The following is a 13,121-nucleotide window of genomic DNA, read 5'->3' as shown; positions in this document are numbered from 1 at the left end:
CAAAGCAAAGCGGATATCCCACGCAAGAACCACGCCACCTCCAAGCGCTATTAGCTCACTGGCTTGACCTGCCCACGCTAACTCTCGCGCTTGCCGATGAACACCAGCCGCAGCGCCGGCACAATCACCAACAACATCAACGGTCCGATCAGCATGCCGCCCACCACCACCGTCGCGAGCGGCCGTTGCACCTGGCTGCCGATACCGGTGGAGATTGCCGCCGGCAGCAGGCCGATGCACGCCGAGAGCGCCGTCATCAGCATCGGTCGCATCCGCTGTTGCGCGGCCTGCGACATCGCTGTCTCGGACCTCTCGCCTTGTTCGCGCAACTGGTTGTAGTAGGTGATCATCAGGATGCCGTCCATCACGGACACGCCGAACAGCGAGACAAACCCGATGGCAGCCGAGATACTGAAATCGAGCCCAGTCACGAACAACGCGAACACGCCGCCGGCAATGGCAAACGGTATGCCGGCCAGCGCCATCACGCTATCGCGCAGCGAATTGAACAGGCCGTACAGCAATACCATGATCATCACGATGCTGATCGGCACGATCAGCGCCAACCGCTTCTTGGCCTGTTCGAGTTCCTCGAACTCGCCAGCCCAGGCAATGTGATATCCCTCGGGCAGCTTGATGGTACGGGCAATACGCGCCTGCGCCTCGGCTACCGTACTGCCCAGGTCACGGCCGCGCACGCTGAACTTGATCGGGATATAGCGCTGGTTGCGCTCGTGGTAGATATATGACGCCCCGGTATCGAGCGACACATCGGCCAGCGCGCTCAGTGGTATATACGCATTGCTTCCGCCTGCCACCTGGTACGCGACCTTGATATTGCGGATCGCGTCGATGCTCCCCCGGTATTCAGGCGCCAGCCTGACGGTCAGCGCGAACTGCCGGTCGCCTTCCAGCACGGTTGTGGCCGGCGCTCCGCCCAGCGCCGCCTGCACGACCGCATTTACGTCTCCCGTATTGAGCCCGTAGCGCGCGGCCGCCTCACGATTGACCTTGATGTCGAGGTTGGGCTGGCCCAGCACGCGGAACACCCCAAGATCCGTGACCCCGTGAATCTGCTCCATCTCGTGCATCACCTGGTCAGCCAGCCGCTCCAGCGTGGGCAGGTCGCGGCCGACGATCTTGACCGAGTTCGCGCCCTTCACGCCAGACAATCCCTCTTCCACGTTGTCCTGGATGTACTGTGAAAAGTTCAGCGAGATGCCGGTGAACTCATCCGCGAACTCCTTCTGCACCTGCGCAACAAGCTTGTCCTTGGTCATGCCCGCCGGCCATTCGTCGAATGGCTTCAATGGCACGAAAAACTCGGCATTGAAGAAGCCCGCCGCATCGCTGCCATCGTCTGGTCGGCCATGCTGCGACACCACGGTGGCCACTTCGGGATGCGACAGCAAGATCTTGCGCATGCGTGCCACGGGCGCGATACCAGCCTCCAGTGATACGGTGGGCGGCAGCGTCGCGCGGATCCAGAGGTTGCCCTCTTCGAGTGCCGGCAGGAATTCGGTACCCAGCAACGGCATCAACGCTCCGGTAACACCCAGGACCAGAACGCCAATGGCCACCGACAGCCGCTTGTTGCCAAGCGACCATCTCAGGGCCGGTGCATACAGGTGGTGCAGCTTGCGCACCAGCCAGGTTTCCTTCTCCTCGATATGCTTTGGCAGCAGGTACGAGCACAGCACCGGCGTCACGGTAAACGTCGCGATCAACGCACCCAGCAGTGCATAGCCATAGGTGCGTGCCATCGGGCCGAAGATCTGGCCCTCCACGCCCTGCATCGTGAACAGTGGCACGAAAGCCGCCACCGTGATCGCCGCCGAGAAGAACACGGCCTTGTCCACCTGCAAAGCGCTGATGAAGATCATGCGCAGGCGGTCTGGCAAGCCCTTGCCGAGCCCCCGGCCTTCACGGCTCAGCAACAGCCGCTGCTGCTCGACAAGCGGCAACTGGAAGTTCCGGAAGATGTTCTCGACCAGGATCACCGATGAATCAACGATGATCCCGAAGTCCACCGCGCCTACCGACAGCAGGTTGGCGGATTCCCCCAGCATCACCAGGATCATGATGCTGAAGAACAATGCAAACGGGATATTGACGCTGACAATGATCGCGCTGCGCAGATCGCCGAGGAATACCCACTGGATAAAGAACACCAGCAGGCAACCGAACAGCAGGCTGTGCAGCACAGTATGCGTAGTCACCGCCACCAGCGTCGAGCGGTCATAGTACGGATCGATGCGGACACCTGCGGGCAACGTACCGTCGCTGTTGATCTTCGCGATCTCGTCCTTGACGCGAGCCACCACCTCATTGGTCTGCAACGTCCGGTTCATCACCACGACGGCTGTCACCACGTCGTCCTCGTTGTCACGTCCCGACTTGCCAAGCCGTGGCGCAAAGCCAACCTTGACCTTGGCTACGTCCTTGACCTGGACCGGTACGCCATTGTTCTGGGTCAGCACGACCTGCTCGATATCCTTCGTGCTTTCGATCAGGCCCACGCCGCGTATGTTGACGGATTGCTGGCCCAGGTTAATGGTTCGCCCGCCGACATTGATGTTGGCATTGCCGAGCGCGGTAATCATCTGCGACAGCGAGATGTTGTACGCGTCGAGCTTGTGCAGGTCGGCCTCGACGTCATACTCCTTGGTCGTCCCACCCCAGCTCACCACCTGCATGACGCCGGGCACGGTCTTCAGCCGGCGCTGCAGCACCCAGTCCTGCAGCGTGCGCAGGTTGGTAAGCCCGAAATGGTCGGGACCCTTGAGCTGGTAGCGATAGATTTCGCCGACCAGGCTCGAAGACTGGATCTGCGCCTGGACATTGTTCGGCAAGCTTACGTTCTGCTGCAACGCCAGTGCGGCCTGCGTATAGGCAAAGTAGTAGTCGATACCGTAGCGAAACGTCACCCGCACGAACGACAAACCATAGAACGAGGTGGAGCGAATGCTCTCGACACCGGGCGTGGCGGCCAGCCCCACTTCCATCGGTACCGTGTAGTACCGCTCCATTTCCTCGGCCGAAAGTCCGGGGGCCTGCGCGGTGATCTCCAGGATTACCGGCGCGGGATTCGGATAAGCCTCGATATTGAGCTTCGAGTAGGCAAACAGCCCGGCGCCGGCGAATACCAGCAGGAAAAGCAGAATCAGCGGCCGCCGTGTCAGCGACAGCCGTAGGACATTCCTGAGCACAATGGCCTCGTTATTGGTCTTGGAATCGGAATTACGTGTGCGAGGGCGAGTGCGAGGGGCCGGCGCTACTGCGCCGCCAGCGCCGCCGCATTACTGAGAAATACGGCGCCCTCGCTGGCCACCAGTTCCCCGGGCGCCAGCCCGCTCAGGACCTGGACCAAGCCATCCTGCGTCAGCCCAACCGTAACCACGCGACGCTCAAACCGCCGCTGGTCGTGCGTGACCCAGACTGTCATCGTGCCATCTCCTTCACGCATGATGCCATCGGCTGTCACGGCCGCCGAGTGCGACGGATCCCCGGTACGGATATCGAATGACGTAATCATGCCGGGACGTAGTTCATGCTGCGGATCCTTGACCTCCGAACGCACCTGCATGCGATGCGTGGTCCCGTCGATGCTGGCACCCAGCGTGGTGATGGTGCCGGTGAACTCGCGGCCGGGCCACGCCATGGCCTTGACCTTGACGGACTGCCCCACATGCAGCAGTGGCGTGTCGGCCTCGGGCACGAAGGCCTGCATCCAGACCGTCGAGATGTCTGCCACGGTGACCGGTGCGGTGCCATTGCCGGGCTGCACCAGCAAACCCGACTGCGCGTTGCGTGCCGTGACGCGACCGCCAATCGGACTGACGACTGTCAGTACCGAGTCCGGATGTCGCTGCGAGATGATGCGATCCATTTCGGCTTCTGACTTGCCAAAGATCGTTACGGCATCCCGCGCGGCCTTGTACGCCGCTTCCGCCGCCTGCTGGTCAGACACCGCCTGCTCCAGGTCCTTTTGCGCAATGCCCTGGATCTCGAACAGCTGGTGCGCACGTTCCAGCGCGCGCGCGGTCAGCTTGCGCGTACCGGCGGCGGAAATCAGCGTTGACTCGGCCTGGACCAGATCGGGACTGTCAATGTCATACAGCGGCGCACCCTTCTTCACGTCGTCTCCCACAGCGACGTAGACGTTGCGCACCTTGCCCGGGTAAGCCGAGAAAACCTGGACCGAGCGATCCTGGTTGAAGTCGATGTTGCCAACTGCTTCGCGCCGGTTGGCAAAATCGGCCTGCTGGACCGCCACGACCTTGACGGTTCCCATCTGGGTCGTACTCAACGTCACGGCGGCGCCCAACGGCGCCACCTTCGGTGCAGGCGAATTGCTGCCGGAAAAGCCCCGCTCCGGTCCGTACAGGGGACTGGGCTGGGTCCACGCGTTGAATGCGAGCAACAGGCCCACCAGTACCACGGCCGTGGTGCCGCCACCCACAATGGCGGACTTTGCATCGATACGCATGGAACAATCCCGGAATTTCTTGTGCTGGCCCGCATGATGAGAGCCGGCGCGCATGCGGTCTACTGTGACAAATCACAGTGACGGTCGGGTAGCGCACCCTTAGACTTCGTCCAGCGCCACCGATGGCTTTGAGTTTATGGACCATGTCTACCGTCCGCCGCAGGTTACTTCCCCGTATTGCCCCGTCACGCGCGCGCGCAGCTGCGCTTGCGGCATGTTGCATGGTCTCGGCATGCGCGGTCGGGCCAGATTTTCATTCACCCGCGGCACCTGACACGAGCGGGTATTCGCAAGCGCCGCTGCCAGCGCTGACGGCAGCGGCGCCCGTACAAGGCGGCGATGTCCAGCGCTTCGTGGCCGGCATGAACGTGCCGGAGCAATGGTGGACCTTGCTACGCTCCGACAAGCTTGACAGGGTCATTGCGTCAGCCATGCGTGCCAGCCCCACTGTCGCCGCTGCCCAGGCCGCCCTGCGACAGGCACATGCCGAAGTACGCGCACAGCAGGGCGCGTACTTCCCCACGCTGCAGGGTTCCTATTCGCCCTCGCGCCAGCGCAATGCGGTCAATACGCTGTCACCGACACTGACGTCAGGCGATGCCGTCTTCAATCTTCATACCGCCCAGCTCACCGTCAGCTACATGCCCGACGTGTTCGGGCTGAACCGGCGCCAGGTTGAATCGCTGCAGGCACTGGAAGAGGCCCAGCGCTTCGAGGTCGAGGCTACCTACCTGACACTGGCGTCCAACATCAGCCTGGCGGCGATCCAGGAAGCGTCACTGCGCGCACAGATCGATGCGCAAGAGCACATTGTCGCCGTGGAGCGGCGATTGCTCGATATCCTGCAGAAGCAGTTCTCGCTTGGTTACGTGAGCGGCCTCGACGTGGCAGCCGCACGCACGCAACTTGCGCAGGCGGAACAGGCGCTGCCGGGCCTGCGCAAGCAGCTGGCGCTGCAGCGTGATCTGCTTGCGGCGTTGGCCGGCAGGTTGCCCGCAGAACCACTCGAGGAAACGTTCACGTTCACCGATTTCGCGCTGCCCGAAGCGCTACCGGTATCGCTGCCATCCGACCTGGTGCGGCAGCGACCCGATGTGCGCGCCGCCGAAGCGCAATTGCACGCGGCCACGGCCCTGGTGGGCGTGGCCATTGCCAATATGCTGCCCCAGTTCACGATCTCGGCTGCTCAGGGCGGCGCCGCCACGGTGTTCAGCCAGATGTTCGCATCCGGGAACGTTTTCTGGAGCCTGGCCGGAAACGTTGCCCAGACGTTCTTTGCCGGCGGCACGCTGATCGCGCGCAAGCACGCTGCCGATGCCGCGCTGGACCAGGCCGAAGCCCAGTACCGCGGCACCGTGGTCAATGCATTCCAGAACGTCGCGGATGTTCTGCACGCCATCAGCAATGATGCCGACACGTTGCAGGCCGCCCAGGCATCCGGGCAAGCCGCGCGGACCACACTGGACATCACGCAGAAGCAACTGTCGTCAGGTTTCGTGAATGTGCTGGCAGTGCTCAATGCGGAACAGGCATTCCAGACCACCACGCAGGCTGTCGCACAAGCCGAGGCAGCGCGATACGCAGATACGGTGGCTCTATATCAGGCGTTGGGGGGTGGCTGGTGGAATCGCTCGGCCTCAGCCGACACCCGGCGCGCTACGCCGCCTGCGCTTGCATCACGCCAGGCAGGCGTACCATGAACCGGGATCCGGTGCCTTCCGCGCTGCTGACCGATACCTCACCACCATGCAGCTCGGCCGCCAGCCTGACAATGTAGAGTCCCACTCCCGCACCTGCGGTACCTGATACGTTGCGCCCACGCACATAGCGCTCGAACACGTGTCCGAGGTCGGATTCGGGTATGCCGATACCGCGATCCGACACACTGATCAGCGTCGCGCCAGTATCGTTCGACACGTCGACGGCCACCAGGGAACCCGGTGGCGAGTATTTGATCGCATTGCCAACCAGATTGTTGAACGCCTGGAACAGCAGTCGCGCATCGCCGTGAAACGTCTCCGGCACGTCAGCCGCCCAATGCACAACAATTTGCGTATCGGCCACGCTTTCGCGATGCATGTCGCAGACGTCCTGCAGCAGGAGCTGCAAAGAGAAATCCGATTTCTGCAGCGCGCCGGGGGTGGCGGCATCAAGCGTCTGCGAGGCGCCGAGCATGTCATCGATCAGGTCGGTCATCTTCCTGACCGCGGCGCGAATCCTGGCACTGCGCTCGCCCAGTTGCTCCACCGACAGTGCCTGCCGCATATGGCTCATACGCTGGGCGTGGCAATCAATCACGGTCAACGGCGTGCGGAACTCATGCGACACCATCGAGATGAAGTTGCGCTGCAGTTCGGCCATGCGGCGTTCATTGGCCAGTGTCGCTTCCAGCGTTTTCGCCTGGGCCGCGAGCGCGGTACGGCTCTGGGCCAACGCAACGGTGTTGTCGCGAAACCGCTGGACTGCGCGTGCGATTTCCCCCACTTCATCAGGGCGCGCGGTCGATGGTATGACGATCTCGGTCTCGTTGTCGCTGATGCGATGCATCCGGTCCACCAGCACCGCAATCGGATTGGTCACGGCCGTGACAAAGTAAAGGATGCCGGCAATCATCAGCAGCGCAGCGACGACGATGCCGTTCAGGATCAGGTCGCGCGCCCCGCGGTATGCCTGGGCTTCGCGCATCGTCGCTTCGTTGGCGCCAGCCACATTGCGCTCCGTCAGCGTGGTCAGCGTGCCATTGGCCAGGTTGAAAGCGTGCCGCGACTCCTGATAGTAGAGAGCGATTGCTTCGGTATTGTCGGCGCGCTGCGCCAGTTCCATCACACGATTGGCCAGTTCCCGGTAGGCTCGCCACTGACCGGCAAACTGCGCGTAAAGCTCGAGCTCAAAGGTATCGTGCTCGATCTTCCCGTACCGCTCGTTGGCTTCGGATATCGTCGCATCCAGCGCTTCGAGCTCCTGCTCCATCCGGTGTCGATCCTTGACGCCACGCGCCGTCAGCAACTCGCCCTCGGTGGCCCTGAAATCCGAGATGTCGTTATTCAGGTCGCCCAGTATGCGATTGCTGAGCAGCCAGTGGTTGCTGATCTGTGCCGAGACATTGTGGAAGCTGCTCAGACGGTTGATACTGAAGGCACCCAGACCAACCACCAGTAACAGGAACAGGACGAACACCAACGGTAGCCGCACGCGCAATCGCCTGAGCGATGCCAGCGACGCCGACGCCGTATCGTCCAGCAACTGCCAACGAACCTTGCGAACCATGTTTTGCATAGGTTATTTTTCCGAATTTCCCACTAATTTTCGCGGTGCGCCGGTTACCGGCCCGACAAGATAAAGATGTCCACGCTCTTCCTTAACGCGCCACGGCAAATTCTGTGCATAGAAGATGACGCCGAAACCGCCTCACTGATTGCCGAGGAATTGACCGAGCGCGGCTACCAGGTTGCAGTGATGCACAACGGGCAGGATGGTTTTGCATCGGTCCTGCGTGCGCCACCGGATCTTGTGCTGTGCGATATCGGCATGCCCGTGATGGACGGTTTCGAACTGCTCGGTCGCCTGCGAGCCCTTGCGCCGCGCTTTGCCGATATTCCTTTCGTTTTCCTTACGGCGCTGGCCCAACGCGATGCCGAACTCAAGGGGCGTCGCCTGGGCGCGGACGATTATGTAACCAAGCCCGTGGATTTCGATATCCTCGAAAGCATCATCGAAGCGCGGCTTGCACGCGCCGGGAAGATCCTGCACCGGACGCTGCCACACGTTGTGTTGTCCGAACGCGAGATCGAGGCGCTGTCATGGTCCGCACGTGGCAAGACATCCGGCGAGATCGCCACCATCCTGGGCCTCTCAAAGCGCACCGTTGACTTCCATATCGACAATGCGCGCGAGAAGCTCGGAGTAGCCACGCGCGTCGAGGCGGTGGTACGCGCGGCAAGAGAAGGGCTGATCAAGCCGTAATGCGACGTCTTCTCACGGAATCATTAAGACCAGATTAAATCGCGGCCTGATGCATTGATGTCTGCAAAATGCGTCAACGCAAAAACTTCCAGGATCGCTCTGGCGGAACGTATTTTTGGCGGCAATAATGATCCGTGGCGCACGCAACCGTATTGCGTCCGTCAAGCGCGTAGGGCACAGTGGATCGAGCAATACTGAGTCAAGTCATGGATCGTAAGTAATCGCATGCGAGGGGCGAGCGATGAGTGCCATCTGGACCGCTACCGCGGGGCAATTGCTGGTGGAGGCTGCCACGTGCTATGCCATCACGGCAGCGTGCGTCAGTCAGCGACGTACGCTACCCGCTGCCCCTCCCCGTCACCTGGCACCCATTAGCGTTCTCAAGCCGCTTTGCGGCGCCGAACCACACCTCTACGAAAACCTGGCAGGCCTCTGCCGCCAGCGGCATCCGCACTATCAGTTGGTCTTTGGCGTTTGCGCCGATGACGATCCGGCGATCGACGTCGTGTTGCGCCTGCGCAAGGAGTTTCCCGAGCGCGAGATCGCACTGGTCGTCGATGCACGCGTGCATGGCAGGAATCCCAAGGTCAGCAACCTGATCAACCTCTATCGCGCGGCGCGGCACGATCATCTGGTCATCGCCGACAGCGACATCGCCGTACCGCCCGACTATCTGGAACGACTGGCTGGCCCGCTCGCCGACCCGCACGTCGGCGTTGTTACGTGCCTGTATCGCGGTCGGCCCGTTGAGGGTGCCTGGGCAAGGTTGGGGGCATCGTTCATCAACGACTGGTTTGCACCGTCGGTACACGTGGCGCATGCTGGCGGCTCTCGACGCTTTGCGTTCGGCGCAACGATCGCGCTGCGGCGCGACACGCTCAATGCCATTGGCGGATTCCCGGCGCTGGCAGACCGTCTGGCCGACGACTTCTGGCTCGGCGAGCTCACACGCCAGGCCGGATGGAGAACCGTGCTGTCCGACGTAGTAGTGGAAACCGACGTGATCGAGACTGGCCTGCGTGCGTTGTGGCGGCACGAACTGCGCTGGATGCGCACGATCCGCTCGCTGAGCGCGCCCGGCTTCTACTTCATGTTCCTCACGTTCACGTGGCCGATGCTGATCCTTGGATGCGTGCTCACGCCGACTCCGGTGGTGTTCACTATCGCGATGGCTGGCGCATTGGCGCGCAGCGCGATGGCGAACGGCATCGGCAATGCCTTGATGGCACCGCTGCGCGATGCGCTACTGCTCCTCGAGTGGTCGGCATCGCTGCCCGGCGGCCAGGTGCACTGGCGCGGCCACGTAATGACCACCGCGGATGAGCCACGCGCCGAACCCACTGCCGTGCACGCGGCCGCTCGCCCCGCGCCGAATCATGGGCTGTACTCGTCCACGCCCCACCCACAGGATAGCTCCCGATGAAAACGCTCTTCCTCCAGGCGCCTTCGTATGACGGATTCGACGGCGGTGCGGGCTCGCGCTATCAGGCCAAGCGCGAGATCAAGTCGTTCTGGTATCCAACATGGCTCGCGCAACCGGCAGCCCTGGTACCAAACAGCCGCGTACTGGATGCGCCTGCCGACGGGCTGGGGGTAGAACAGACGCTGAATATCGCGGCCGACTATGACCTGGTGATCATCCATACAAGCACGCCATCTTTTCCGACCGATGCAAGGTTTGCCGAAGCACTGAAGGCACGCCGGCCCGACCTGCTGATTGGCATGGTTGGCGCCAAGGCTGCGGTGGACCCGGGCGGCACGCTCGGCGCTACCGCAGCCGTCGACTTTGCGTGTCGCGAGGAGTTCGACTACACCTGCCAGGATGTGGCCGCCGGCAAGCCACTCGGCGAAATCGCAGGCCTGAGCTACCGGTTGCCCGATGGGTCGATCGAGCACAATCCGGCGCGGCCGATGATCGAGAAGATGGACGAGTTGCCGTTCGTCGCGCCAATCTACAAGCGCGACCTGAAGATCCAGAACTACTTTATCGGCTACCTGCTACATCCTTACGTGTCGATCTATACCGGCAGGGGCTGCCGGTCGCGCTGCACGTTCTGCCTGTGGCCGCAAACCGTGGGCGGTCATCGCTATCGCACGCGCTCCGCGCAAAGCGTGATCGACGAGGTGAAATGGATCAAGGAGAACATGCCCGAAGTGCGCGAGATCATGTTCGACGACGATACGTTCACCGACTTCAAGCCGCGCGTGGAAGAGATCGCGCGTGGCCTGGGCAAGATCGGGCTGCCATGGTCCTGCAACGCCAAGGCCAATGTGCCATACAGCACGCTCAAGATCATGAAGGAGAACGGCTTGCGCCTGCTGCTGGTGGGCTATGAGTCGGGCGACGACCAGATCCTGCTCAATATCAAGAAAGGCCTGCGTACCGATATTGCGCGTCGCTTTACCGAAGATTGCCGCAAACTTGGCATCCAGATCCACGGCACGTTTATCCTGGGCCTGCCCGGCGAGACCCGCGAGACCATCGAGAAAACCATCGCGTACGCCAAGGAAATCAATCCCCACACGATCCAGGTATCGCTGGCGGCCCCGTATCCGGGTACCACGCTGTACCGGCAGGCCGTGGACAACGGCTGGCTCGAAGACAACAAGGTGATTCATCTTGTCAACGACAAGGGCGTGCAACTGGCCGCCCTCAGCTATCCGCACCTGAGCCGGGAGGAGATCTATCACGGTGTGGAGACGTTCTACAGGCGCTTTTACTTCCGGCCGAGCAAGATCTACGAAATCGTCAGGGAGATGATGGGTAGCTGGAGCATGACCAAACGCCGCCTGCGCGAAGGCGTGGAATTTTTCCGCTTCCTGCGTTCCCACGAGGCCTGATCGATGACCAGCTGTCAATTGCTGATCGTCACCGCCGATGACTTCGGCCTGCATCGCGATGTCAACGCCGCAGTGGAGCAGGCACATCTCGAAGGGATCCTCAACGCGGCCAGCCTGATGGTCAGTGCCCCCGCCACGGCCGATGCCGTGGCGCGTGCCCACCGGCTGCCCGGATTGCGCGTGGGCCTGCATCTGGTACTGACCGATGGCTGGTCTGCATTGCCATGGGAAGCGATACCCGACCTCGTCGATATCGATGGCCGCTTCGACGAGGCCATGGTGCGGCACAGCTTTCGCTTCTTCTTCCAGCCTCGGGTCCGCAAGCAACTGGCGGCAGAGATACGCGCGCAGTTCGAGGCGTTCGCGCAGACCGGACTGGCACTGGATCACGTGAACGCGCACAAGCATTTTCATCTGCATCCGACTGTGCTCGGCCTGATCCTGCGCATCGGCCGCGAGTACGGACTACGCGCCATGCGCCTGCCGCGCGAGGCCGGTGGCCCCTTGTACCTGCGACCATGGCTGGCGTTGCTACGCCGGCGCCTGCATCGCGCAGGTATCGCCCACAACGACTTCGTGCTCGGCCTCTCGGCCAGCGGCGCGATGGACGAAGCCGCCTTGCTTGCGGCGCTCGACCATTTACCCAACGGTGCCGTCGAGTTGTATCTCCATCCGGCCGTGACCTCGGGCGCACGCATTGGTGCATCGATGCCCGACTATCGCCACGCCGATGAGCTTGCAGCGCTGCTCTCGCCGCGTGTGCGTGCCGCGGCGGAACGGGCCGCGCCAAGACGTGGCAGCTTTATCGACCTTCAGGCCGCATGTCCATGAAGCGTCTGGGCTTGCTAGGCGCACTACTCGGACTGCTGCTCCTTACCATCGTCGTGGCGATGGAGGGCTTCGTCGAAGTTGGCCAGATCCTCGAACGCGCGGGCTGGCCCTTACTGTGGCTCGCGCCGATCCATCTCGCCGCGTTGTGGCTCGACGCGCGCGGTTGGCGCACCTTGCTGGCACCTTCCGACCCGACCGGGAAGGCGGGCACCGGATACCTGCTATGGGTCGCCACCGTACGCGAGGCCGTGACGCGACTGCTGCCGACGGCTGGTGTCGGCGGCGAACTCGTAGGCATCCGCCTGGCGTGGCGCCGTGTGCCCGACAACACCACCGTCACGGCCAGCGTCGTAATTGAGGTAATGGTGACGATGTTTGCGCACTATCTGTTCGCGCTGGCTGGCGTGTTGCTGCTGGTATCGACCACGCGAGTCAGTGACCATGGCTGGCTGATCGCGGTTGGCTTGTTGCTGTCGCTTCCGGGACCCGGATTGTTTGCCTATGCGTTGCGGCACGGTACATGGTTCACGCGAATCGAGACCTTCGCGCAACGCATGCTGGGCGACCAGCACCGTATGGCGGCGGTGATCGACGGCGTCCGTCTGGATGCGCAGATCCGCGCGCTATGCCAGCGCTATCGCATGCTGTTGCGCACGCTGGCCTGGCAGGTGGCCGGACTGGTGGTGGGGACACTGGAAGTCTGGTGGGGGCTGTCGCTGCTTGGGCATCCGGTCGGCTTTGGTGCGGCACTGGCCATCGAAGCATTGACGCTGGCTGCGCGCCAGATGGCGTTCTTCATTCCCGCCGGACTGGGGGTGCAGGAAGCGGTGCTCGTGGTGCTGGGAACGACCTGCGGCATCGATGCGCCAACCTCGCTCGCGCTGGCGCTGGTCAAGCGGGCACGTGAGATTGGCTTTGGCGTGCCAGCGTTGCTGTCGTGGCAATGGGCCGAATGGCGCACGGCAGATCAGCGATCCGCCTGACGGGCCGTGCGCAT

Annotated in this window: 9 protein-coding genes; 6 read left to right on the top strand and 3 right to left on the bottom strand. The window is 62.5% G+C overall.

Annotated features, from left to right (window positions below):
- Positions 1-77: 77 nt before the first annotated feature.
- The gene (locus ACO550_RS07295; RefSeq protein WP_315591516.1) at positions 78-3,209 is read right to left on the bottom strand and encodes a CusA/CzcA family heavy metal efflux RND transporter; all 3,132 of its coding nucleotides are present in this window, start codon (positions 3,207-3,209) and stop codon (positions 78-80) included.
- A 65-nt stretch (positions 3,210-3,274) separates the two neighbouring features.
- A complete protein-coding gene (locus ACO550_RS07290; RefSeq protein ID WP_315591517.1) occupies positions 3,275-4,489 on the bottom strand; it encodes an efflux RND transporter periplasmic adaptor subunit in 1,215 nt (404 codons plus the stop codon).
- Between the two features lie 221 nt (positions 4,490-4,710).
- Here ACO550_RS07290 and ACO550_RS07285 point away from each other — a divergent pair, with 221 nt between their 5' ends.
- Complete coding sequence (locus ACO550_RS07285) at positions 4,711-6,189, top strand: efflux transporter outer membrane subunit (RefSeq protein ID WP_315591666.1); 1,479 nt, start codon at positions 4,711-4,713, stop codon at positions 6,187-6,189.
- Here ACO550_RS07285 and ACO550_RS07280 read toward each other — a convergent pair.
- Entirely contained in the window at positions 6,146-7,765 is a 1,620-nt protein-coding gene (locus ACO550_RS07280; protein ID WP_485994491.1) for a sensor histidine kinase, read from the bottom strand. The genes ACO550_RS07285 and ACO550_RS07280 overlap by 44 nt on opposite strands.
- A 66-nt stretch (positions 7,766-7,831) precedes the next feature.
- Here ACO550_RS07280 and ACO550_RS07275 point away from each other — a divergent pair, with 66 nt between their 5' ends.
- The 5 genes from ACO550_RS07275 (at position 7,832) to ACO550_RS07255 (ending at position 13,107) form a co-directional block, all read left to right on the top strand.
- Positions 7,832-8,452 (top strand): response regulator, encoded by a 621-nt coding sequence (locus tag ACO550_RS07275; RefSeq protein ID WP_315591518.1) that lies wholly within the window; start codon positions 7,832-7,834, stop codon positions 8,450-8,452.
- Positions 8,453-8,693: 241 nt separating this feature from the next.
- Positions 8,694-9,875, top strand: a complete 1,182-nt coding sequence (hpnI, locus tag ACO550_RS07270; protein WP_315591519.1) for a bacteriohopanetetrol glucosamine biosynthesis glycosyltransferase HpnI — start codon at positions 8,694-8,696, stop codon at positions 9,873-9,875.
- Positions 9,872-11,293 carry a hopanoid biosynthesis associated radical SAM protein HpnJ gene (gene hpnJ / locus ACO550_RS07265; RefSeq protein ID WP_315591520.1) on the top strand — a complete coding sequence of 474 codons (1,422 nt, stop codon included), beginning with the start codon at positions 9,872-9,874 and terminating at the stop codon, positions 11,291-11,293. The genes hpnI and hpnJ overlap by 4 nt, the downstream gene beginning before the upstream one ends.
- A 3-nt stretch (positions 11,294-11,296) precedes the next feature.
- Positions 11,297-12,124, top strand: coding sequence for a hopanoid biosynthesis-associated protein HpnK (gene hpnK / locus ACO550_RS07260; protein WP_315591521.1), 828 nt, complete (start codon positions 11,297-11,299; stop codon positions 12,122-12,124).
- Positions 12,121-13,107 carry a lysylphosphatidylglycerol synthase domain-containing protein gene (locus tag ACO550_RS07255; RefSeq protein WP_315591668.1) on the top strand — a complete coding sequence of 329 codons (987 nt, stop codon included), beginning with the start codon at positions 12,121-12,123 and terminating at the stop codon, positions 13,105-13,107. Before hpnK ends, ACO550_RS07255 begins: the two co-directional genes overlap by 4 nt.
- Positions 13,108-13,121 lie beyond the last annotated feature (14 nt).

The sequence above is a fragment of the Cupriavidus sp. genome (genome assembly GCF_057315035.1).
This window is presented reverse-complemented; position numbering and strand designations above follow the sequence as displayed.